22 protein-coding genes and 1 tRNA gene are annotated in these 24500 nt (G+C 45.9%); 4 read left to right on the top strand and 19 right to left on the bottom strand.

What is annotated here, in order from left to right; genetic code table 11:
• The first annotated feature begins 114 nt into the window (after positions 1–114).
• From ARB69_RS09235 to ARB69_RS09225, 3 genes are read left to right on the top strand one after another with little or no spacing between them, the layout of a single operon-like run.
• Positions 115–483, top strand: a complete 369-nt coding sequence (locus ARB69_RS09235; RefSeq protein ID WP_025656778.1) for a GntR family transcriptional regulator — start codon at positions 115–117, stop codon at positions 481–483.
• The gene (locus ARB69_RS09230; RefSeq protein WP_050638731.1) at positions 484–1182 is read left to right on the top strand and encodes an ABC transporter ATP-binding protein; all 699 of its coding nucleotides are present in this window, start codon (positions 484–486) and stop codon (positions 1180–1182) included.
• Positions 1176–1976 carry a hypothetical protein gene (locus ARB69_RS09225; RefSeq protein WP_050638732.1) on the top strand — a complete coding sequence of 267 codons (801 nt, stop codon included), beginning with the start codon at positions 1176–1178 and terminating at the stop codon, positions 1974–1976. The genes ARB69_RS09230 and ARB69_RS09225 overlap by 7 nt, the downstream gene beginning before the upstream one ends.
• Before the next feature lie 177 nt (positions 1977–2153).
• Here ARB69_RS09225 and ARB69_RS09220 read toward each other — a convergent pair whose 3' ends face one another.
• The 16 genes from ARB69_RS09220 to ARB69_RS09145 form a co-directional block, all read right to left on the bottom strand.
• On the bottom strand, positions 2154–2486 hold the full coding sequence (locus ARB69_RS09220) for a branched-chain amino acid transporter permease (protein WP_055152765.1): 333 nt from the start codon (positions 2484–2486) through the stop codon (positions 2154–2156).
• Positions 2477–3181: an AzlC family ABC transporter permease gene (locus ARB69_RS09215; protein ID WP_050638734.1), complete on the bottom strand. Its 705-nt coding sequence runs from the start codon at positions 3179–3181 to the stop codon at positions 2477–2479. The genes ARB69_RS09220 and ARB69_RS09215 overlap by 10 nt, the downstream gene beginning before the upstream one ends.
• Positions 3182–3359: 178 nt before the next feature.
• Positions 3360–3431: transfer RNA gene (locus ARB69_RS09210), tRNA-Arg, on the bottom strand.
• Positions 3432–3712: 281 nt separating this feature from the next.
• On the bottom strand, positions 3713–4657 hold the full coding sequence (locus ARB69_RS09205; protein ID WP_055152763.1) for a DUF5688 family protein: 945 nt from the start codon (positions 4655–4657) through the stop codon (positions 3713–3715).
• Between the two features lie 463 nt (positions 4658–5120).
• Positions 5121–5678: an elongation factor P gene (gene efp / locus ARB69_RS09200; protein WP_025656772.1), complete on the bottom strand. Its 558-nt coding sequence runs from the start codon at positions 5676–5678 to the stop codon at positions 5121–5123.
• A 91-nt stretch (positions 5679–5769) separates the two neighbouring features.
• Complete coding sequence (locus ARB69_RS09195) at positions 5770–6282, bottom strand: YqeG family HAD IIIA-type phosphatase (RefSeq protein ID WP_055152761.1); 513 nt, start codon at positions 6280–6282, stop codon at positions 5770–5772.
• A complete protein-coding gene (locus ARB69_RS09190) occupies positions 6282–7067 on the bottom strand; it encodes a shikimate kinase (protein WP_055152759.1) in 786 nt (261 codons plus the stop codon). Before ARB69_RS09190 ends, ARB69_RS09195 begins: the two co-directional genes overlap by 1 nt.
• A gap of 147 nt (positions 7068–7214) precedes the next feature.
• Complete coding sequence (locus ARB69_RS09185; protein ID WP_050638739.1) at positions 7215–7907, bottom strand: N-acetylmuramoyl-L-alanine amidase family protein; 693 nt, start codon at positions 7905–7907, stop codon at positions 7215–7217.
• A gap of 278 nt (positions 7908–8185) precedes the next feature.
• The gene (gene guaB, locus ARB69_RS09180) at positions 8186–9640 is read right to left on the bottom strand and encodes an IMP dehydrogenase (RefSeq protein ID WP_050638740.1); all 1455 of its coding nucleotides are present in this window, start codon (positions 9638–9640) and stop codon (positions 8186–8188) included.
• Between the two features lie 818 nt (positions 9641–10458).
• The gene (gene groL / locus ARB69_RS09175; protein ID WP_050638741.1) at positions 10459–12084 is read right to left on the bottom strand and encodes a chaperonin GroEL; all 1626 of its coding nucleotides are present in this window, start codon (positions 12082–12084) and stop codon (positions 10459–10461) included.
• Positions 12085–12192: 108 nt separating this feature from the next.
• Positions 12193–12477 (bottom strand): co-chaperone GroES, encoded by a 285-nt coding sequence (locus ARB69_RS09170; protein ID WP_025656764.1) that lies wholly within the window; start codon positions 12475–12477, stop codon positions 12193–12195.
• 240 nt (positions 12478–12717) lie between these two features.
• Positions 12718–13044 carry a hypothetical protein gene (locus ARB69_RS09165; RefSeq protein WP_050638742.1) on the bottom strand — a complete coding sequence of 109 codons (327 nt, stop codon included), beginning with the start codon at positions 13042–13044 and terminating at the stop codon, positions 12718–12720.
• A gap of 141 nt (positions 13045–13185) precedes the next feature.
• Complete coding sequence (codY, locus tag ARB69_RS09160; protein ID WP_050638743.1) at positions 13186–13965, bottom strand: GTP-sensing pleiotropic transcriptional regulator CodY; 780 nt, start codon at positions 13963–13965, stop codon at positions 13186–13188.
• A gap of 96 nt (positions 13966–14061) precedes the next feature.
• On the bottom strand, positions 14062–16134 hold the full coding sequence (topA, locus tag ARB69_RS09155) for a type I DNA topoisomerase (protein ID WP_050638744.1): 2073 nt from the start codon (positions 16132–16134) through the stop codon (positions 14062–14064).
• A gap of 35 nt (positions 16135–16169) precedes the next feature.
• Positions 16170–17252: a DNA-processing protein DprA gene (gene dprA, locus ARB69_RS09150; RefSeq protein WP_050638745.1), complete on the bottom strand. Its 1083-nt coding sequence runs from the start codon at positions 17250–17252 to the stop codon at positions 16170–16172.
• Positions 17253–17256: 4 nt separating this feature from the next.
• The gene (locus ARB69_RS09145) at positions 17257–18789 is read right to left on the bottom strand and encodes a YifB family Mg chelatase-like AAA ATPase (RefSeq protein WP_055152757.1); all 1533 of its coding nucleotides are present in this window, start codon (positions 18787–18789) and stop codon (positions 17257–17259) included.
• Between the two features lie 1085 nt (positions 18790–19874).
• On the opposite strand from ARB69_RS09145, the gene sigK reads away from it, so the two are divergent.
• Complete coding sequence (sigK, locus tag ARB69_RS09130; protein WP_035312852.1) at positions 19875–20492, top strand: RNA polymerase sporulation sigma factor SigK; 618 nt, start codon at positions 19875–19877, stop codon at positions 20490–20492.
• 408 nt (positions 20493–20900) lie between these two features.
• Here the strand turns inward: sigK and ARB69_RS09125 are convergent, their stop codons facing one another.
• The 3 genes from ARB69_RS09125 to ARB69_RS09115 are packed head-to-tail and all read right to left on the bottom strand — an operon-like array spanning position 20901 to position 24477.
• A complete protein-coding gene (locus ARB69_RS09125) occupies positions 20901–22124 on the bottom strand; it encodes a peptidase U32 family protein (RefSeq protein ID WP_055152751.1) in 1224 nt (407 codons plus the stop codon).
• Positions 22125–22140: 16 nt separating this feature from the next.
• Positions 22141–22803, bottom strand: coding sequence for an O-methyltransferase (locus ARB69_RS09120; RefSeq protein WP_050638749.1), 663 nt, complete (start codon positions 22801–22803; stop codon positions 22141–22143).
• Between the two features lie 3 nt (positions 22804–22806).
• Positions 22807–24477, bottom strand: a complete 1671-nt coding sequence (locus ARB69_RS09115; RefSeq protein ID WP_055152749.1) for a ribonuclease J — start codon at positions 24475–24477, stop codon at positions 22807–22809.
• Positions 24478–24500: the final 23 nt, after the last annotated feature.

The following is a 24500-nucleotide window of genomic DNA, read 5'->3' as shown; positions in this document are numbered from 1 at the left end:
ATTGTTATTCGATGTACTAGTACTTGACATCTAAGGCGCCTCATTGTATGATTGTACTATACAGATAATACAGTATTCCAAAAACTTAATCATACAGAAAAAGAGGTGACTTAGATGCCATGGGATTTAGATAATGACCGCCCTATCTATCTGCAGCTCATGGAGCGCATCCAGCAGGACATCATTGCCGGCATATATAATCCCGGAGATAAGCTCCCATCCGTACGTGACCTGGCTCTCGATGCTTCCGTGAACCCCAATACCATGCAGAAAGCGCTCTCCGAACTCGAAAGAAGCGGCCTGGTATATTCGCAGAGAACCAGCGGCAGATTTATCACGGAGGATGATGCAATGCTGAAAAAGATGAAAAAAGATTTAGCATCCGAACATATTCATCAATTTTTTGAAAAGATGAAGCTGCTCGGTTTTGGGGATGAAGAGATTCTGGAATTAATCCAGGAGACAATCAAGGAGGAAAAGTAAATGAAACCAATTCTGGAATGTCAGGGACTGACTAAGAAATATAACAACTTCTATGCGCTCTCCAACCTGAACCTGACTCTGGACAGAGGGCAGATTGTAGGGCTTCTTGGCCCCAACGGCAGCGGAAAGACGACTTTGATCAAGCTGATTAACGGTCTTCTAACCCCTACTGACGGACGAGTCATGATCAACAGCCTGGCTCCCGGAGCAGAGACAAAAAAGCTGGTCTCCTATCTGCCGGAAAGAAGCTATCTGAATGACCACATGCGGGTGGACGATATATTATCCTACTTTTTAGATTTTTATGATAATTTTGATCTGGACCGCGCCAGGAAAATGCTGCACGATCTGGAGATCGATACGCACTCACGGCTGCGTACCCTCTCTAAAGGCACGAAGGAAAAAGTCCAGCTTGTGCTGGTCATGAGCCGGGATGCCGAACTTTATATCCTGGACGAGCCGATCGGCGGTGTGGATCCTGCTGCGAGGGACTATATCCTGCACACGATTCTGACCAATTATAACGAGAATGCGACCATTCTTCTGTCCACACACCTCATCACCGATATTGAGAATGTACTCGACAGAGTACTTTTTATCCAGAACGGACAGCTTTCCCTGAATGCTTCTGTAGACGAGATCCGCACAAAGGAAGGGAAATCCGTAGACGCTTTATTCAGGGAGGTATTCAAATGTTAGGCAGACTCATTAAATACGACTTAAAATATGGAGCCAAGTTATTTATCATACTCCACGCACTGCTGCTGTTGGCCAGTATACTCGGACGGTTTTTCTTTCTTGAGAAACTCGACTTCAGCGCAGAAGCGAATGTCCTGATCACCTCTCTTGGCTTATTTATATCCATTTTTCTGCTTCTGTTTACGGCAGTATCCTTTGGAGTGATGTTGTTGCTTGGTATCCGTTTTTATAAAAATCTGTTTACAGATGAAGGATATCTGACATGGACCCTGCCTGCAACCCCTGCACAGCAGCTCTGGGCCAAGATTATATCCGGTACAATCTGGTATGTCATTGATATTTTGCTCTACAGCTTGAGTCTTTACATTTTGGTCAGCGGTAAAAATGTTACAACAGCCTACGCAGGAATCGCCTCCGAGGTAACAGAGTCACTTGGGATGCCGCTCGGCCGTTACAGTCTGTACATGCTGTTATTTATACTGGCCAGCAGTATAGGGAGCGTCATCATGATCTATTCCTGTGTGGCAATTGGGCAGTTGTTTCCGGGCCACAGAGTGCTGTGCTCCGTTATTGCCTACATAATAATATCTACAATCATTCAAATATTTACCTTTATAATCCTTGCTGCCCTTGGCATATTTCCAAACGGCAGCAACTACCCGCCTGGTGCAGGCAATGTAGGGCATTACTTATTTAAATTGTTTCGATTAAGCGGAATCCTGATATTTGTTACAACAGTATTGGAATACGCCGCAACACATTATATTATGAACAAAAAGGTGAATCTCATCTAAAGAAATTCACCCAGCGTCTGAAAAAAGCGTTCCGAATCAACCGGCTTTGGGAAATATCTATTCCTCCCGCTCTGCGTTGCTTTATCTATATTCCTCTGATAGGCATTTGCAGAAAGTCCGATGACCGGAACGCTTTTTTGCTTCTCTATTATTCAGCGGGCCCAATTTGCCGGCCGCTTAAAATACGGCTTGTACCAGAAACATATAGAATACAGTACCTGCTCCAATACTCAAAAGGTTGTTGCGCTTCCAGACATGCAGCACGATCACGGCCAGCACGGCTAATGCTTCCGGAAGACCATGGGGGACCGTCGTTATGGGGGTGTCCTTCAAACAGTATACGACCAGCATCCCGATAACAGCCGGAGTCAGGACTTTCCCAAGATACTCAATTGTCTTGGGGATCGTCTTCCCCTTGGGAAATATTAAAAATGGCACTGCTCTTGTGGCAAATGTAGTGACAGCCACGGCCAAAATAATGCATAATGAAGTTCCTACATTTACGGGCATGTCTCCACCTCCCCTTCCAGGCGTTTTCTTGCAGCAAAGAGGATCAAAATACTCAGAATCATTGTCGGGAACACAAAGCTTCCGCTTCCGAAAATCTGAAGGCATAAAACGGCTGAAACAACACCGATCATTGCAGGTATCCTATTTTTTGCTTCCATCCATTGCTCTACAAATATCACAACAAACAGGGCGGTCATGGCAAATTCTATTCCCTCGGCGTTGATGGGCAGTACGCTCTTTAAAATTCCTCCGATGGCTGAGCCGATGACCCAGTAGCTCTGATCCAGAAGCGCAATAGCAAACAGAAACTTATCTTCCTCAACATCTTCCGGAATTTTGGTTGTACACAAAAGAGAGTACGTCTCATCCGTCAGTCCAAAGATCATATACCAGCGCTTGCCGCCCATTTTGTTAAACTTATCCAACAGGGACAGGCCATAGAATACATGTCGGATGTTCACCATCAAAGTCATAAATATGACCTGCAGAAAAGAAATACCCGGCACAAAAAAATTCACAGCCAGATACTGCCCCGACCCCGCATAAACAAGCAAGCTCATTAAAACCGCCCACCAGGCAGAATATCCTTTTTCCGCATACATAACACCAAAAGCAATCCCTATGAACAGATATCCCGTCAGTACCGGGATCGTATAAGGAAAAGCCCTCCTAAACGCCGTCTTATACCCTGACATGATCTAACCCTCTCCTCTGATTCTCTTTTGTTTAATCCACGCTCAGTAATTTCACTGAGTACGCTGCGTCTTATCTATATAAAATAAAATGCCTGGAAATGTATTACCAGCCTTCTGATAAAGCCCGGTACTAAAACACTTATTTTAATACGAAACTTTTTCCAGGGCATAAAAAATACACGTCTGGGCGGAGTCGAACCGCCGCACATGCCTCCGGAGGGCATTGCTCTATCCACTGAGCTACAGACGCATAATTACTGTGCAATTCTGCTGTAATGGAATGAACCCTTAACAGAATGCTTTATTATCCTAGCACAAAATTTATGAAATGTAAAGAGGAAAACAAGATTTCGTGAAGAGCTTTCACCCCGGTGCGGATCGGGAAACGTTCCATGGAGGAGCAGCCCAAATCCTCCCGGAGGAACCTGTCCGACAGACAGGTTCCTCCGGGGGCTTTCGTCTCCCCCTATATGGAGCTGGCGCACCCGACAGACAGGGAATGACTCGTTTCCAGGGTGTCCCGTGTACGATCTATCCCCTCTCTTTGCACCACGCATCCCCCTTTTTCCTGGACATTAACTTCTTCTCCTCTCTTTGGTAAAAATATGCATGATCGCTCAGTACTTCCTCCGGTTCTACCTGGGTTTCATTAATTTCAACAACCATTTCGCTCATTTCATCCGCGTCGAGCGCCTTGGATTCCGGAACAATAATCAGTTCGTGTATGCTGCTGGGCAGAATATAATAGTCTTCCTTTAACATCTCCCCCACCATCTCCAGTACATGAGGGTAAAGCAGGCATGCAGCTCCATAATTGCGGAGTGAATTCGTCAAAACGTACATAACATCTTTCTTTTCATCGTTCTGAATTTCCAGCAGATTCTCCTCCTCATCCGAGTCCACCTCCAACATCTCCTCTATGGCATGGCGCATAGTATAAAACTCTGCCGGCAGAAGGTTTGTTACATTTCTGACCGCAGCCCGGTACAACTCTTCTTTCTGTACGCCCCACATCCTCAGATGTTCATGATTGATCTGAATACTGGCCGTCCCATTCCTGTCCTGTTCTAAAAGTACATAGAACACAATCGATAAATCCAGTACTTCCATAAAAGGAATACACTCCAAAAGCTTTTTGTTTTTTTCCGTATGGATCAGACGGAATACCACACGATCCCTGATATTTTCATACTTTTGAAACTGGCTGCAGTCCCACACTTTACTGCAGTCCACCTCTTCATAAAAGTCCAGAATCTCCTGGACAACCCTGTCCATCCGTTCTCCCTTCAGAACCCGCTCAAATAGTTCTTCCAGATAAATAGCCGGCGCCGCATTCACACCATCTGCCTTAATCATAATTCCCTGCTTCTCACTGCCATTATTCTTTCGGGCAGTATAGACGCTCGCCTGAATCCCCTCCTTTAATTTTTTATTTAAATCCTGTTCAACAGCACACAAAAATTCCTGATAATTCATAATTCTCCTTTCAAATTTTCTGTGCTCATCAAAACAAAATAGGAAAAGTGACACGACCTATGTCCATGATAAAATAATGATTTGAAACATATTAGGTGAGTAAATTATATATGATTTTCATCAAAAACACAATCCCAAATGAGGCAAAATATTGTTGCCCTTCATCTAACCGATGCATTCCCAGTGCTATACTGGTATATAACGTTGTAAAACACCGTTGTGTGCTTACTGCATCTAAAAAAGGATGCCGGATATGCGGGGAAAACTTGATTCTAAAATCAAATTTTCTGGAAACCCGGTTCAGGAAATCATCAGATTCCCACACGGAGTTCCCATAGCCCTCATATCCGGCATCGGTTTTTCTTAGATACAGCTAGCGGCACAGGCGCCAAATACAGGCCCATGCCCTTCCTGGCAGCCCAGTCATAAAGCGCCCCCTGCTCTGCTCTGTTTCTTTTCCAAATTAAACACGTGACAAATATTCCCCTGTACGTGTATCAATCTTTAAGACATCTCCCTGCTCTACAAACAGAGGTACCATTACAACTGCCCCGGTCTCTACGGTCGCAGGCTTTGTTGCTCCCTGTGCAGTATCACCCTTAAATCCCGGCTCTGTCTCTGTGATTGCAAGCTCTACAAACAATGGCGGCTCAACAGAGAATACATTTCCATTATGAGAACAGATTTTTACGACTTCATTTTCTTTTACAAATTTTAAAGCGTCACCCACCACTTCAGCATTCAGTGCGATCTGATCATATGTCTCAACATCCATAAAGTTGAATAAATCTCCGTCCTGATACAGATACTGCATGTCCTTACGGTCAATACGTGCCTGTTCAAACTTTTCATTGGGTCTGAAAGTCTTTTCAACAGCACCGCCGTTAATTATATTTTTTAACTTTGTTCTTACAAACGCTGCACCTTTACCTGGTTTTACATGTTGGAATTCCAAAATCTGATAGATGTTCCCCTCAATCTCAACGGTTAATCCATTCTTAAAATCTCCTGCTGATATCATTGTAATCCTCCTTCAATTGCGCTGCCAATGCGCCTACCTTTTTACACTGTTTATAATTTTATAATAGTTTCATTCATTTTTCAACCTTTTTTTACCCGGAGATCCGCTTCTTTTGCTTCTTTTTATAGAAATGCAGTACAATCTTCTCCAGGTACCGTTTCAATACGATCTGAATCTCCTCCTTCGGATGAATCGGCTTAACCAGTATATTGCGGATGCCGCTTCTCTTAGCCCCCCACACATCAGTAAACAACTGGTCTCCTACAAAAAGAGTATTGGAATCGTCCGTCCCCATAATCTCCATCGCTTTTTTATAATTCTTTGTGGATGGCTTATGGGCATTATAAATATAGTTCGTCTGAATCTCTTCATTGAACATCTTGACCCGCGCTTCCTGATTGTTTGAAATCAGGCATGAAGAAAAACCGATTTCCTTCAGCCTGGCAAACAGTTTTTTAGCACGGTCATCTGCAGGGGCGCCATGAGGTACAAGTGTATTATCTATGTCAAATATAACGCCTCTGAATCCTTCTTCATATAATTTTTCAAATGGGATGACATATGTAGACATCTTATAGTCATCCGGAAAAAATCTGTCAAACATTATTCCACATCCATCTCCATTAACTTTGTAATCAGTTCCTCACAAACCTGCAGCACCGTCTTGTTATCAGTCTGTATCACGATATCGGCAGCCGCCTCGTACTTCTCACGGCGGTTTTCCATCAGATCTGCAATAAACTCTACATTATTATTCTCTTTGAGCACCGGTCTGTCATCACTGTCTTTCACCCGTTCATAAACGGTCTCCGGACTCGCAGTCAAAAGAACTACACGGCCGTTTTTCTTCATCTCGGCAACATTCTCCGCCCGGAGGGCTGCTCCGCCTCCGCAGGATATAATAGTATTCTTTTTATCCTGCAGTTCGATCAGCAGTTTTGTTTCCTGCTCCCTAAAATATTCTTCACCATATGTGGCAAAAATATCCGGAATACTCATTTCTTCACGTTCCGCAATTACCTGATCCATCTCCACAATACGCATCGCAAACATTGTGCTGAGATAATCAGACACTGTAGACTTGCCTGCGCCCATAAATCCGATCAGTACTATATTGTAAGAAAACAGCTTCCTTGCCTGAATCCTCTTGCTGTTACGTACAATTCTTCTGAACACGTCGTAAATCTCGTCCTGGTACTTACAGCCTTCCATCTTATCCTTCAGTCTCCGTTCCTGCTTGGCTTCCTGTGCCGGCTGCAAAATCGGCATGCCGTATTCCTCTTTATATGCCATGATCTTTTCTACAATTGCATTGCGCTCAACCAGCGCATCTATAATCTTATCATCACACAAAGCAAGCTGTTCGCGGTACATCTCTAAATCATTCATCTTCCAACGTCCACCTTTAATCTCTTATTCCAAAACAATACACCATATTATAGCAACTTTCCCAGATGATAGCAAGCAGAAACTAACCGCCTGTGTTCGTATTTTCTGCTTTTCCGGTCCTTTTTTCATGAATATGAAGTTTTACTCCTATTCCTTAACGGATTTCTCCAGAGCGGCTTTCACATCGCCTTTAAACAGTTCCCATGCATCTTCATGATCCACAAAATATTTGGGACAGATTTTACCCGTAACGTCATAGTGGCGGATCACATTCTGCTCCGTCAGGCCGAACTTTTTACACAGCCATGCTGTCAGCTGAACCACAGACTTATAAGTCGCGTCATTAAACTCTCCCGACTCATCCGGGTGGCAGCATTCGATTGAAACCGTATCATGATTTCTACTGTTAGAAGCGTAAGCAATCTCCCATGTCGGCACGCACTGGATAATTTCTCCGTCCAGGCCGACCACAAAATGGCTGCTCACCGACGTCTCATGGCTGTCCTTCAACCCTTGAAAATAGTCCCTGTTGTTTTGTGCTGTGCTGCCCGGATTCGCCGTATAATGAATGACGATGCCGGTAATCGGATCAGATTCAGTCCCCGGCCTCGAATACTCATTCACATCCAGCAGCTGTACATCAATCTTCGGCTCTGAGGCATCCACAGACAGGCCCGTATTAGCACGATTCCTTCTCCCATCAGCAACGCAGGAATAGATTCCCAGGACAATTGTCAGGATTACCAGAAACACGATTCCTCCATATATATAGAGAGACTTCTTGTCGATTCTTATATTCTTCAGGTTTATTTTTCTTTTTGTATATCTTCGTCTTTTCATCCCTGTTCCCCAATCCAAAAACTGTTTATATCTTATCATATTTTGTCGAAACAAAAATGAATATTTTATTAAAATTGTCTTAGCAAGAGTACCCTGTAACAGAGAGCTCCTGCAGGCGTAGTGAGCTTTTACCCCATGAACCGGCTATAGTAAATAAAAAACCGGACAGCTCCGGGATCCCTGCTTCATTGCTGAATATTTCGGGTATCTCCGGAATTGTCCGGTTCTATATGATTCAAGGGGCAACCGTCCTTCGGCTGCTCCTGTATAACTGTATTTTATTCGTCCACGCTGTAGTTCGGCGCCTCTTTTGTAATATGAATATCGTGCGGATGACTCTCTTTCAGAGATGCCGCGGAAATTTTCACAAATTGCCCGTTCTGCTTCAACTCATCAATTGTAGGAGTTCCGCAATAACCCATACCGGAGCGCAGACCGCCCATCAGCTGGAATACGGTGTCTTCCACGGTTCCCTTGTATGCAACCCGTCCTTCAACGCCTTCCGGAACAAGTTTCTTAGCATCCGCCTGGAAGTATCTGTCCTTGCTTCCGTTCTCCATAGCGGCAATCGAGCCCATACCGCGGTATACCTTATATTTTCTTCCCTGGAATAACTCGAATGTTCCCGGGCTTTCATCACATCCGGCAAATATGCTGCCCATCATACAAACATTTGCACCGGCAGCGATTGCCTTAGTCATATCTCCGGAATACTTAATACCGCCATCCGCAATAATCGGTATATCATATTCTTTTGCCACTGCATAACAATCCATAACTGCAGTAATCTGCGGAACACCGATTCCTGCAACGACACGCGTTGTACAGATAGAACCAGGCCCGATTCCAACTTTGACGGCATCGACTCCTGCCTCAATCAGAGCCCTTGTTGCATCCCCTGTTGCAACATTCCCTGCAATAATCTGAAGTTCCGGATACTTTTCTTTTACCATGCGTACCGTGCGCAGAACATTCGCAGAATGACCGTGTGCAGAGTCCATAACCACCACATCTACTTTAGACTTCACCAGTGCATCCACACGCTCCAGAAAGTTTGCTGTAATACCGATCGCCGCACCACAGAGCAGCCGTCCCTGACCGTCCTTTGCAGACAAAGGATACTTAATCTGTTTTTCAATATCCTTAATTGTAATCAAACCTTTCAGGTTTCCTTCATCATCTACGATCGGCAGCTTTTCCTTCCTTGCCTTCGCAAGAATCTTCTTCGCTTCGTCCAATGTGATACCTTCCTTCGCTGTAATCAGCCCTTCGGAAGTCATGGACTCCTTAATCTTCTTAGAGAAATCTTCTTCAAATTTTAAATCACGGTTTGTAATAATTCCGACGAGTTTTTTTCCTTCCGTAATAGGAACTCCTGAGATGCGGTACTTTGCCATCAGATTATTGGCATCTTCCAGTGTATGTTCAGGTGATAAATAAAAAGGATCCGTAATTACCCCATTCTCAGACCTCTTAACCTTATCAACCTCATCCGCCTGCTGTTCAATAGACATGTTTTTATGAATAATACCAATTCCGCCCTGACGAGCCATCGCAATAGCCATACGGTGTTCAGTAACCGTATCCATTCCTGCGCTCATCATCGGAATATTCAGTCGAATCTTCTTCGTCAAGTTCGTTGATAAATCAACCTGGTTCGGAATTACTTCGGAAAATGCCGGAACTAAGAGCACATCATCAAATGTAATACCTTCTCCAATAATTTTACCCATGATTTTATTTCCTCTCTTTCTCTAATATGTAAGCTGATGTTTTAACTGATATAGTACAAAAATTAAACAAACTTGTCAAGGGATTCCCAGGTTTCCGCCGGAAAAACACATAATAAATACTAACCCCCATTAAAAACCACCACTTATAAGTTGGAATATTTGGGGGGACTTTTTTGGCTGAAGGGGCCGCAGGGGAGGAGGCGGACAGGGGAAGCGGGCGATGCAGGCGGAGGGCGGGTAAGCGGCTAAATAAATTTCAGATAAAATGGCAGACTCCGCAGACACTCAGAAAAAATCTGATGATTTTTTCCGGCGGGTGCTGCGGATTGATACGATGTGGGGCGCTTTAATCTAGATAAGGAGGTTGATCAGGAGGATTTGAGAATTGCGACCTTGTACAAGCTACGCTCCCCTCAATCAGCTCAATCCGCCGCCCTGCGTAATCCTCCCGGTAAAATGGGCATCTTCCGTCTTGATGCGCGCAGCCTGCCGAGAGCGGTCAGTGGAATGGACGGAGGCGTACATCTGTTGGGGCTATGCGGCTTAGAGAGCACGGCTGGAAACACTTACGTAAAAAGAGCGGCCCACTGAGGGATGGGAATTGATTTACCAAATCAATTCCCAGTACAACTTAAACGGGAAAGCATCAAGCTTTCCCGTTGCATGTTGTACGTGCCCTCAGTGGGCCGTTCTTTTTACGTTAGTGTTTCCCCGTAAACGGGTTGCCGCATAGCCCCAACAGATGTACGCCTCCGTCCATTCCACTGACCGCTCTCGGCAGGCGGACCCTACTTCACCAAAGATCCCCTTTCACCCAATTACATCATACCCATTCCGCCGCCTGCTCCTGCCGGCATTGCTGGTGTATCTTCTTTGATTGCAGCCACTACTGATTCTGTCGTCAGCAGTGTGGATGCTACGCTTGTTGCATTCTGTAATGCGCTTCTGGTAACTTTTGCAGGATCCAGGATTCCTTCTTTTACCATGTCTACATACTCTTCTTTGTATGCGTCAAATCCAACTCCTGGTTCGGACTCTCTTACTTTATTAATGATAACTGCTCCTTCAAGACCAGCATTTGATGCAATGTGGTACAGTGGTGACTCCAGAGCCTTCAGAACTACTTTAGCGCCTGTTTTCTCGTCGCCTTCCAGTTCCTCGGCAAGTTTTTCAACTTCTTTCGCTGCGTGAATGTATGCAGAACCGCCGCCTGCGATGATTCCTTCTTCTACTGCAGCTCTTGTTGCGTTCAGAGCATCTTCCATACGGAGTTTTGCTTCCTTCATCTCAGTCTCTGTTGCAGCGCCTACGCGGATAACTGCTACGCCGCCAGCCAGTTTTGCGAGTCTTTCCTGTAATTTTTCTTTGTCAAAATCAGATGTAGTCTCTTCGATTCCCTTCTTGATCTGGGCAATTCTGTCTTCGATTGCCTTCTTGTCTCCGCAACCATCAACAATAACAGTGTTCTCTTTCTGAACTTTAACGGATTTTGCACGTCCCAGCTGATCCAGGGAAGCTTCCTTCAGATCCATTCCCAGTTCTTCTGAAATCACTTGTCCGCCTGTCAGAATCGCAATATCCTGCAGCATTTCTTTTCTTCTGTCACCATAGCCCGGTGCTTTTACTGCTACTACGTTAAATGTTCCGCGCAGTTTATTGACAATCAATGTTGTAAGAGCCTCTCCCTCAATATCTTCCGCAATAATCAGAAGTCTTGCGCCTGACTGTACAACCTGCTCTAAGAGCGGAAGAAGATCCTGAATGCTGGAGATCTTCCTGTCTGTGATCAGGATGTACGGATCTTCCAGATTTGCTTCCATTTTTTCCATATCTGTTGCCATATATGCGGAAATGTATCCACGGTCAAACTGCATACCTTCTACTAAATCCAGTTCGGTAAGCATTGTCTTGGACTCCTCGATCGTGATAACTCCGTCATTGGAAACCTTATCCATAGCGTCTGCTACCATCTGTCCAACTGCATCATCCCCTGATGATACGGCTGCAACCCTGGCAATCTGCTCTTTATCTTTCACTTTGCTGCTCATTTTTGCAATGGCATCTACTGCTACGTCTGTAGCTTTCTTCATTCCTTTACGGAGAATGATCGGATTCGCACCTGCTTCCAGATTCTTCATTCCTTCGTGTACCATGGACTGTGCAAGTACTGTAGCTGTTGTTGTACCATCTCCGGCTACATCGTTTGTCTTGGACGCCACTTCTTTTATCAGCTGTGCTCCCATGTTTTCAAATCCGTCTTCCAGTTCGATTTCTTTTGCAATCGTTACACCATCGTTTGTAATAAGCGGTGCTCCGAATGATTTGTCAAGTACAACGTTTCTTCCTTTTGGTCCCAATGTTACCCTTACTGTGTCGGCCAGCTTGTTAACACCCTTTTCCAGCGCTGCTCTGGCTTCTGTTCCGTATTTGATTTCCTTTGCCATGTCTGTCACTCCTCTTATTCTAATTAAATTCTTTCTTCAAGTTCATCTGTTAAAACATATTATTTTATAGAAATTAGTCAAGCAATTAAATTAATTTTAACGGACCCCCTACTCAACAATTGCCAAAATGTCGCTCTGTTTTACAATGATATACTCTTCTTTTTCTAACTCTACTTCCGTTCCTGCATATTTGGAGTAGATAACTTTATCGCCGACTTTTACCTGCATTGTCACTTCTTTACCGTCTATATTTCCACCAGGTCCAACTGCAATTACCAATGCCTCCTGCGGCTTTTCTTTTGCCTGACCCGGCAGGACGATACCTGACTTTGTTGTTTCTTCCGCTTCAAATTGTTTTAATACAATCTTGTCACCTAATGGTACTAATTTCATAGTAATTCCTCCTTAATTGATTTTGCTAGTTATTAGCACTCATTTCTTTTGAGTGCTAACCTCATGAATATAAAATAGCACTCTGTTTCCAATTTGTCAACAGAGTTTCTAAAATTTATACATTATTTTGCAGCTTGCGTTACTGTTCACCCCCTACGGGCGTGCACAGTAACGGCATGTGTTACGGTATGCCCTGCGGGATTCTTAGTTTATAAAACTGACTTCTGTTAAATCTTTTGCTTACTTTCGTTTAATCGGCCGTTTTACGCTATCCACAATATAGAATCCATTCTCTATCTTAAAGACAAGCATATTGCCATTCTCACACTGAAAGCGTTCTTTCACTGCTCCAGTACAGTAAAGCAGTTCTTTCTTAGTGGAAATATAGCACTGATATTTGGCATCCAGGGAAATTGCCGTCAAATCATCTTCTTTTAATTGCAAGTATATGTAATCTTCCTCCAAATCATACTTAAAAACCTTGCAATGATGCGTCGCATCGTCAAAAATTACATCTGCCGAAATTACTTTTTCCATCTGTAAGTCTACCGGGTTACCTTCATACATATTTCTCCGCCTCCTAAACGATCTGACTTTCTGCCCTTAACTTCCGGATCATGATTGATTGTTATCATAAGAGAGGGTATCAGCTGCCTGATACCCTCTCCAATTTACTATGCTCAATAATAGATAAATACGTCTGAATATCTACAGACGCTCTTTTTTTATTTTTTCCAGTTCCGTAAACACATAATCATTCAGAACCTTAATATATGTCCCTTTCATGCCGGATGACCTGGACTCTATCACACCTGCACTTTCAAACTTTCTAAGTGCATTGACAATTACGGATCTGGTAATGCCCACACGGTCTGCAATCTTACTTGCTACAAGTATGCCCTCCGTACCATCCAGTTCCTCAAAAATATGAATAATTGCCTCCAGCTCTGAAAAAGAAAGGGTACTGATCGCAGACTGAACGATGTGTTCTTTTCTCGTCTCCTCCGCGCTCTCTTCATTGACGGAGCGAAGCATCTCCAGCCCTACGACCGCTGTTCCGTACTCACTCAAGATAATGTCATCAATCTCATATACGGAATTCTGTTTGTAAATAAACAAAGTTCCCAGACGCTCTCCTGCTATGTCAATCGGTGTAATAATAGCCTGGTACCCTCTCACCGCTTCCGGCGAAAAACCAAGTGTTTCCAGATTTACGTTCTCTTTGGTAGATAAGATATTCAGCAGACGTTCGTTCAGCATCTCATCGATATGCGCACCGACTGACTCGCCAACGAGTTCCCTAATGCCTTCCACCTGTCCACATTTGCTCACTCCCAATATCTTGCCCTTTTTGCTGACAACAAGGACATTGGAATCCAGAATCTCCGTAAGGACGGCACAAATATCGTTAAAAACCACCTTGCTGGAATTGTTGTTATGAAGCAGCTTATTAATTTTTCTTGTCTTATCCAATAACTGTACGCTCATTGATTTCCTCCAGATTTAATTGTGTATACAACTCGTTCCAATTCGTTCGATATAGTTATGTTATCATACAACTCACGAAATATCAACGTCATTTATCTAATTTTTTTTCAGATTTCGGACATATCCACATTTTTCATCTGCACATACGAGTTTACTGCCTTTTTCTACCATATAATTGCCGCATTCAGGGCACTTTTCCTTGGATGGCTTCTGCCAGGACATAAACTCGCATTCCGGATTATTTTCACAGCCATAATACTTTCTGCCCTTCTTTGTCTTGCGGATTACTACTTCTTTACCGCAGACCGGGCATGGAACGCCAATCTTCTCCAGATATGGTTTTGTATTCTTGCAGTCCGGGAATCCCGGACAAGCCAGGAACTTTCCGTGAGGACCATATTTTACCACCATGTTGCGGCCGCACTCTTCACAGATCACGTCTGTCACTTCGTCTTCGATCTTAACGCTTTCCAGCTCTTTCTCGGCGATCTGCACTGCTTCTTCCAGATCCGGATAGAAGTTACGGATGACCTCTTTCCAAGGCACCTTGCCTTCTTCCACCATATCCAGCAGGCCTTCCATATTAGCAGTGAAGTTCTCGTCCACAATGCTTGGGAAAGACTGCTTCATGATATTATTCACGACCTCGCCGATCTCTGTGATATAAAGGTTCTTTGCTTCCTTTGTGACATAGCGGCGTCCCAGGATCGTGGAGATCGTAGGAGCATAAGTACTTGGACGGCCAATGCCCAGTTCTTCCAGCATCTTAACCAGAGTCGCCTCCGTATAATGCGCCGGCGGCTGCGTAAAATGCTGCTTTGAATCAAAGCTCTCCTTATTCAGCCGGGTGTCCATACCCAGGCCGTTTACCAGAACATTGCTCTCCTCTTTCTCTTCGTCAGCCTCTGTGTAAACGCTGCGGAAACCATCGAATACTACTTTGGAAGTTGCTACTGTAAACCGGTAATCACCCGCTCCTATTTTTACAGAAATCGTTTCATACTTTGCAGGCTGCATCCTGCTTGCTGCAAACCGTTTCCAGATCAGCTGGTACAGGCGCAGCTGATCCCTGGAAAGAGAATCTTTCAAAGAGGCCGGAGTCCTGGTAATATCGGTAGGCCTGATGGCCTCATGCGCATCCTGAATCTTCTTCTCTGTCTTTTTTGCCTGTGCACCTGCAGCGACATACTCTTTTCCATAGGCTGATGCAATATATTCTCTTGCCGCTTCATCCGCCTCCTCGGAGATTCTGGTGGAATCCGTACGCAGATAAGTAATCACACCGACTGTCCCGTTCCCCTTGATATCAATTCCTTCGTACAGCTGCTGTGCAATGCGCATCGTTTTCTGTGTTCCAAAATTCAGTACCTTAGCGGCTTCCTGCTGCAGTGTACTGGTGGTAAAAGGAAGCGGGGCCTTGCGGATGCGTTCTCCTTTTTTAATATCAGTGATTTTAAACTCTTCGTTGTCTACCGCTTTGATTATCTGATTCAGTTCTTCCTCTGAACCAATCGTCATCTTCTGTTTCTCTGTACCGTAAAACTTAGCCACCAGCGGACGCTTTTCGCCTTTTACCTTTAAAACAGCGTCCAGAGACCAGTATTCTTCCGGTATGAACGCATCGATCTCGGCCTCCCTGTCTGCAATCAGACGAAGCGCAACCGACTGCACGCGGCCCGCACTGAGTCCCCTCTTTACTTTTGCCCACAGCACTGGGCTTATACGGTAGCCCACCATTCTGTCCAGGATACGGCGTGCCTGCTGGGCGTCAACCAGACTCATATCAATATCCCTGGGGGCCTTTAAAGATGCCTTTACAGCATTTTTAGTAATCTCGTTGAATGTAATACGGCGCATTTTCTTATCATCTAATTTCAGGGCCGTTGCCAGATGCCAGGATATCGCCTCTCCCTCACGGTCGGGGTCAGTTGCAAGATAGACTTTGTCGGCTTTCTTTGCTTCCTTGCGCAGATTCGCCAGGATATCTCCCTTTCCCCTAATCGTTATATATTTGGGCTCATAGTCGTTCTCTATGTCAATGCCCAGCTGGCTCTTGGGCAGATCTCGGACATGACCGTTCGATGCAGCAACTGAATAGTTGCTCCCCAGGAACTTTTTGATTGTTTTCACCTTGGCAGGTGACTCCACAATAACCAGATAATGTGCCATAAACTTCCTCCAATAGGCTTTCACGCCTCTATTTATCATTTTATCTTAATATAATGATTTTTTGAAATCTCTTTGATGTATCCTTTCAGTTCTAACGACACAAGCCGCTCAAGTACCTCATTTGCCGGCAGCTTAGTTTCCTCTGTGAGCTGGCTGAGATTCTTGGGATACAAACCAAGACGACTATACACCATATTTTCCCCACTTTCAAGCACTTTTTCAATTTTGGCTGTTTTTTTGTTCTCTTCGGTGCAGTTCATATTCAGCTCCTCCAGAAGCATTTCCGTGGACAACAGAATACCTGCGCCCTGCCGGATCAGCTCATTACATCCCTGGCTCAGGCTGCTGTTAACAGGCCCCGGCAGCGCATACACATCCCTTCCCTGCTCCAGGGCCATATCCGCGGTAATCAATGATCCGCTCTTCTCTCGTGCCTCGATCACAAGAACCAAATCCGACAAACCGCTGATAATCCGGTTCCGCCGGGGAAAATTCTGGGGTGCGGGAGGGGTTCCAGGCGGAAATTCGGACAGAATTCCTCCTTCCTCTTCCAAGATATCCACATACAGCCCGATATGTTCCCGTGGATAACAGATATCCACCCCACAGCCTAATACCGCATAGGTGTGGCCCTTTCCCATCAGAGCGCCCCGCTGGGCGGTTCCGTCTATGCCCCTTGCCAGCCCGCTGATAACCGAAACGCCGCACGCGGCAAGCCGCTCCCCGAATTCCAGGGCATACTTTTCTCCATAGGGTGTACAGCGCCTGGCGCCCACAATTGCAACCGCCCTTTTCTCCTCTTTCGGCAGTCTGCCTTTTACGTAAAGCGCATAGGGCGGATCCGGAATTGTCCGCAGCCTTCCTGGAAATTCCCGGGAAAAACAGGGAACAAAGCGGATGGATTTCTCCTCCAGCTTTGCTGCTGTTTCCTCCGGATTTCGCTCCTTTTGCGCCTGCCTAATTGTATGGATGTCCCTTTCATTTAAGAACTCTAATTCTTTTAGTTTTGTTTCTTCTATATAAAATATACATTCACCGGAACCAAGATGTTTTCTTAGCAGATATTTTTTACGGTCACTCAAAGGTGTAATAGCAGCAAGCCAATATTCATATTTCATTTTCTCATCTCCCCCAGTATTTTTTGTCCATCGTACGGTAACCTATGGCTTCTTTTATATGTTTCACAGCAATTCTTTCCTGCCCGTCCAAATCTGCAATCGTTCTGGCCACCTTCAGGATTTTATGGTAGGTTCTGGCCGTGAGCCTGAGGGAAGTAAATGCCTGCTCCATCAGCCTGTTTTCCGCTTTTCCAAGCCTGCAGTATACCGCCAGCTCTTTTACCCCAAGCATCGCATTTGAAACAATACCTGTTCCTGCATACCGCCGGTTTTGAATTTCACGGGCATCACATACGCGTCTTCGTATCTCCTCGGAACTTTCTCCTTTTCTTTTTCGCAAAAGTGCCTCGTACTCCACTTTGGGAGCCTCCACACAAATGTCGAGACGATCAATAAAAGGCTGACTGATCTTACCCAAATAGTGCTGGATCTGACCGGGAGTACAGGTGCACCGTTCAAAATCCGGATAGCAACCGCAGGGGCATGGATTCATGGCCGCAATCAAAATAAAATTAGCCGGGAACACATAATTGCCGTGGGCCCTCGTTATGCGTATCTGATGTTCCTCCAGAGGCTGCCGCAGCACTTCCAGCACCGCCTTCTGGAACTCCGGAAGTTCATCTAAAAACAGTACGCCGCCATGAGCCAGGCTGATCTCACCGGGAGCAGGAACCAGGCCGCCTCCAATCAGCGCCGCCTTCGTAGCCGTATGATGGACACTGCGGAATGGTCTCTGCCGTATCAGCGGTGCTTCCTTATCTACCAGCCCCATTATGCTGTATATCTTCGTAATTTCCATGCTTTCCTCCAGCGTCATAGGCGGAAGAATCCCCGGAATTCGTCTGGCCACCATTGTTTTTCCGCTTCCCGGCGGCCCAACCAGCAAAAGGTTATGGCCGCCCGCTACGGCTACTTCTGCGGCCCTCTTTACATTTTCCTGTCCCTGTATCTCACTGTAATCCGGAAACTTTTGTACGGGTTCCTCTTTCTTATGTTTTGGATACGGCTCTGGCTCCAACCGCACTTCTCCAGACAAAAAAGAAATAACTTCATGAAGATTTCGGACCCCCAGCACCGCGACTCCTTCTACAAGCGCACCCTCAGGTGCATTTGCTTTCGGTACTACACACACGGGAATCCCTGCCGCCCTTGCCTCCATAATCACAGGAAGAATTCCCGGAACTTTCTGTAAACATCCGTCCAGACTCAGTTCCCCTATAACCAGGGCATTCTTCACATTGTCCTCAGGAATCAGCCCCAGGGATACAAGAATTGCCACCGCAATGGGCAGATCAAACGCCGCCCCTCTCTTTCTCATCGTTGCCGGTGACAGATTAATCACCGTCTTCTTAGCCGGAAAATCCAGGCCCGAATTGCGGATTGCCGTCCGCACTCTTTCTGCTGCCTCCTTCACCTCCGAAGAAAGATACCCAACCATATGAAAAGCAGGAAGCCCATTGCTGACATCCGCCTCCACATGTACAAACTCCACCTTCAGCCCCTGAACAGACGCTGATAAAACTGTGCTGAAACTCATTCACACACTCCTTTCAAGCATTGATCAAAAATAAATAAGTAAATAAATGAAACATGGCCGAAACGGCCCGAATTGACAACCAGGGAAGAAATCCCCGGAACTGGTGAATCCATCATAACTTACTGTCTCACTCCTGTCAAGAAGGAGATCTTTGAGGGGAGTTTTTTGCTTTGAGGGGGCGCTGAGAGAGAGGGGAGACTGGTTTCCGGCGGGGCGGTGTATGCCATTTCAAGATCCTGCCCGTGCGTTAAGAATCCGTAGGGGAAAAAACAGGAAACTTGGAGGGACATGCCGCAGTTGGCCCGAATGCCGATGCATTCGCGCCGCCGGCGGCAACGGAATTTGTTTTTGTAAAACAAATTCCGCCCTCCAAGTTCCCTGTTTTTTCCCCAACGGATTCTAAGACGCACTCTATGGACTTTGAAATGGCATACACCGCCCCGCCGGAAACCAGTCTCCCCTCTCTCTCAGCTGGACGCATCAAGGCGGAAGATAAAATACTCCCACGGAGGGGGATCTGCGGAGGAGGCGTATTTGTGATGTAGGGACGGATATCTGAAGGCTGGAGATGGCTTACTAAAAAATCACACAAATACCCCAGTCATTAAATCGCCCATATGCGATTCAATCCGCCTCCCTCGCAGCTTCCCGCCCCGACAAAAGAAATATCCAGCGTCCGGATGCGACCAGCCTGTCCGGGAGGGGGCTTCTGCCGCAGTCCGGGAAACTTCCATGCCCCTTTTCGGATGCATAGAGTGCGCGTAGTCTCGTTTGATAAAAACCGCATCGGATGGGGAGGCTGAAATCTGCTTCCGAAGCAGATTTCAAAGCGGCCTGAGCCGCGCAATTCTTCAGGATTGCGGGGTGAATGCCGCTGGCGCCTCCCCAGCCGATGCGGTTTTTATCTAGCGAGACTAAGCAAACGGGCCGCAGCCGAAAAGGGGCATGGAAGTTTCCCGGCCTGCGGCAGAAGCCCCCTCCCGGACAGGCGTCCCCTCCGCAACTCCCTATTTATTTTGTGTGGAAAAGCACAATTTTGACGTTTTTCACATAGACTATATCAAATGTGCTTAGAGGTGCTGTTCTTGAAATCTTTTCCAAATCCCCTCACTCCATCGGAAGAAAAATATTACATGCAAAAATATACAGAGGGCGACCTTCAGGCAAAACATGTCTTAATCGAACGAAATCTGCGGCTCGTTGCACATGTCATTAAAAAATACCAGTATCTCGACGAGGACCCTGAGGATCTCATATCTATAGGAACCATTGGCCTGATCAAAGCTGTCGTTACATTTAATCCCGATAAGGGCAACCGGCTTGCAGCCTATGCTTCCAAATGTGTTGAAAACGAAATTCTGATGTATCTGCGGGCCAAAAAGAAAACAAGCAAGGAAATCTCGCTGTATGAACCTATCGGTACCGACAGAGAAGGCAACGAAATCAAGCTCTATGACATCATCGAAACCGACGAAGCAGATGTCCCCGAGAAAATCCACCTCAAAGAAAATATCCAGAAGCTTTATGACAAAGTTGAAAACGAACTCTCCCAACGCGAAAGGCTCGTTCTGAAAATGCGGTACGGCCTCTACAACGGGGAAGAATACACACAGCGGGAAATTGCCAGGCAGCTGGGAATCTCCCGCTCCTACGTCTCCCGTATCGAAAAAAGTGCGGTGGAAAAGCTGCGGGAATTCTTCTAAGGGGGTGTAATGGGGAGTTTTTTGCGGAAGAGGGACGCTGAAAAACCGGGAAGCCTGCCCCAGGCGGGGAGCATCTATGCCATTTTAAAAATCCGCGCCGTTTACGTAAGAGGCCCTAAAGGGAAAAAAACAGAAAATGGCGGGCCAGCGGCATGCAGCCCAAAATTCGATAATTTTGGGCCTTAGGCCGCTTCAGAATTTGCCGTGAGACGGCAAATTCTGCCCACCATTTTCTGTTTTTTTCCTTATGGGCCTCTAACGTAAACTATAGGACTTTTAAAATGGCATAGATGCTCCCCGCCTGGGGCAGGCTTCCCGGTTTTTCAGCTGGTTCATCCATCGGCAGTAAAGGCCCCTCCCCTGGGAGTGACACCAAACGGCTGCAGTGTATCAATTCGCGTCCTCCCACTATTCCCTCCGCCGAAGAAGATCAAACCTTTCTGCTTTTCTGCTCAGTTTGATCTGCAATTTTTGTTTGGAATGCGGCGCGCTTTCCTGTTCTTCTCCATCTTCGTTTATGATCTGAAGCACGGTAGTTTCTATATTATCTCCGTTTGGTTTCATGATCTCTATTGTTTCACCTACGGAAAATTTGTTTCTTTGCTCTATTTCGTACAGCCCGTCCCGCTCCTGGCCGATAATTCCTAGATATGTGTATTCTTTGACATAGGTGTTACTGTCATAGATCTGGGTTGTCTCATCCGGCTTTCCGAAGAAGAACCCCGTTGTAAACTGGCGGTATGTGCAGTTAGAGATTTGTTCCAGGTACCAGGGCATGTTTTTTCTGTACAGCTTTGGATCTTTTTGGCAGTCATCAATGGCTTTGCGGTAAGTCCTCGCAACGGTTGCCACATACAGGGCAGTCTTCATGCGTCCTTCGATCTTCAGACTGTCTATGCCCGCTTCCAGAAGTTCGGGGATATGCCCGATCATACACAGGTCCTTTGAATTGAAGATATAGGTGCCTCTCTCGTTCTCGTAGACCGGCATATACTCGCCGGGCCTTGTCTCCTCTACAACCGCATACTTCCAGCGGCAGGGGTGGGTACAGGAGCCCTGGTTCGCGTCTCTGCCCGTAAAATAGTTGCTCAGCAGACATCTTCCGGAATAGGAGATACACATGGCCCCGTGGACAAATGTCTCTATTTCAAGATCGTCCGGTATATTGGCACGCAGTTCTCTCAGTTCATCCAGCGAAAGCTCCCTTGCCGAGACAACACGGCTAGCTCCCTGTTTGTACCAGAAATTATATGTGCCGTAGTTCGTGTTATTGGCCTGTGTACTGATATGACGTTCAATCTCAGGACATACTTCCTTTGCAATTTCAAATACCCCCGGATCCGCTATGATCAGGCCGTCCGGTTTTATTTCCTTCAGTTCTTTAAAATACTCTCTTACACCGGACAGATCGCGGTTATGCGCCAGTATATTGGCTGTGACGTATACTTTAACACAATGCTTATGGGCAAAGGCAATGCCTTCCTTCATGTCATCCATAGAGAAATTCTTGGCCTTTGCACGGAGCCCAAAAGCCTCTCCGCCAATATATACTGCATCTGCTCCGAATATGACTGCTGTTTTTAATACTTCCAGACTGCTCGCCGGAATCAAAAGTTCTGGACGTCTTCCCATTTCCTATTCCTTTCTATTACATTTCCTCTTTCAGCTGTCCTCTTTTTGTGCTGACTGCCACGCCGTCACCCAGTGGCAGTATGGACGTTACCACCCCTTCTTTATGCTTCAGTTCATACAGATATTCCCGCATCCTGGCATGAATGGTGCGGTTCCTGCGCTCTACTGCAAAGCGGGACTCGATAATATCTCCGTCCTGCATGACATTGTCTGAGACGAGCGTGCCGCCATCCGCCAGAAGCCGCAGGACCTCGGGCATAAAATGGATGTACTGGCCCTTGGCAGCGTCCATAAAGATAAAATCAAAGGATTGGTCCAAGTCTTTCAGCACCTCAGAAGCATCCCCCTCCAGCAGGGTTATCTGCTGCTCTTTCCCCGCCCTCCTGAAGTTTTCACGGGCAATGGGAATTCTTTTTTCATATTTTTCTATTGTTATAATCTCACACCCCTCCGGGGCGTATTCACTCATCAATAACGCAGAGAAACCTACGGCAGTCCCGACTTCGAGAATGCGCATAGGTTTTTGTATGGTGATAAGCACCTTGAGGAAGCTCTGCATTTCTTTTCTTATGATCGGAACGCAAGTATCCAGGGCTTCCTTCTCGATGGCCTCCAGTATTTCACTGTTCTCTGTCTCCATGGAATTGATGAATGTAACGATACGTTCATCAACTATCATATCTTACACATCCACATCCATTATAATTGGTATAATCATCGGGCGTCTCTTTGTCTTTTTCCAGATAAAATCATTCATTGTGTCGCGTATAGCCAGTTTGATCTTATTCCAGTCCGCATGCTTATTGGCAAGGCAGCGCTCCAGGCCGTCTGTCACTACCTGGCGTGCTTCTTCCATCAGCCCTTCTGATTCACGCACATAGACGAAACCGCGGGATACAATATCCGGTCCTGCAAGCAGGTGGTTTGTTCCCTTTTCCAGCGTCAGTACAACGATTAGAATACCATCCTCCGCCAGATGCTGCCTGTCTCTGAGTACGATGTTTCCAACGTCTCCGACTCCAAGCCCGTCCACCAGGATTGCGCCTGTGTGTACTTTATCCACGAGTTTAGCCTCATCCTCACTCAACTCCATGACATCTCCGGACTGCATAATAAAGATATTCTCATTCGGTATACCCAGAGAACTTGCAATCGCCGCATTTGCCTTTAGGTGGCGGTATTCGCCGTGCACCGGGAGGGCATACTTAGGTTTTACAAGGGAATAAATCAGCTTAAGTTCTTCCTGGCAGGCATGTCCGGAAACATGAGCATCCTGGAAAATTACGTTCGCTCCCTTTGCAGATAATTCATTGATAACACGTGATACAGACTTCTCGTTACCCGGTATCGGGTTGGAACTGAATATAATCGTATCATTCGGCTGAATAGTAACCTTACGATGTACGTCCGCAGCCATTCTGGACAGCGCCGCCATGGATTCTCCCTGGCTTCCTGTCGTAATCAGCACCATCTTCTCCGGCGGATAATGTCTCATCTGGTCAATCTCAATGAGTGTATTCTCCGGTATATTCAGGTATCCCAATTCCGATGCTGTTGAAATAATATTTACCATACTGCGGCCTTCCACTACCACCTTGCGGCCGTACTTATATGCAGAATTGATGACCTGCTGTACACGGTCTACATTGGATGCAAATGTCGCGATAATAATCCTTGTGTTCTGATGCTCCGCAAAAATATGGTCAAACGTGATTCCCACTGTCCGCTCAGACTGGGTAAACCCTTTCCTCTCTGCGTTCGTACTATCCGCCATCAGCGCCAGCACGCCCTTCTTGCCAATCTCAGCAAAGCGCTGCAGATCGATGGCATCGCCGAATACCGGCGTATAATCCACCTTGAAGTCTCCGGTATGCACTACGATACCCGCCGGAGAATAGATAGCCAGCGCGGATGCATCCTGAATGCTGTGGTTGGTCTTGATAAACTCAATTCTGAACTTACCAAGGTTGATTGACTGCCCGTGGCGTACCACTTTCCTCTTTGTACCGCGGACCAGATTGTGTTCTTTTAATTTATTTTCAATAATACCCATGGTCAGCTTTGTTGTATAAATCGGGAGATTGATCTCCTTCAGTACATAGGGCAGGGCGCCGATATGGTCCTCATGTCCATGGGTAATAACAAATCCCTTAACCTTGTCGATATTATCCTTAAGATATGTTACATCCGGTATTACAAGATCAATACCGAGCATATCGTCTTCCGGGAATGCGAGTCCGCAGTCCACTACAATAATACTGTCCTCGTATTCAAAGGCAGTAATATTCATCCCTATCTGCTCAAGACCGCCGAGAGGGATAATCCTTAATTTACCATTGTTTGTTTTTTTCAATAATTTTACACCTCCATGTGTTT

Origin of the sequence: Faecalicatena contorta (assembly GCF_001404335.1) — a bacterium.
GTDB lineage: Bacteria > Bacillota > Clostridia > Lachnospirales > Lachnospiraceae > Faecalicatena > Faecalicatena contortus_B.
This window is presented reverse-complemented; position numbering and strand designations above follow the sequence as displayed.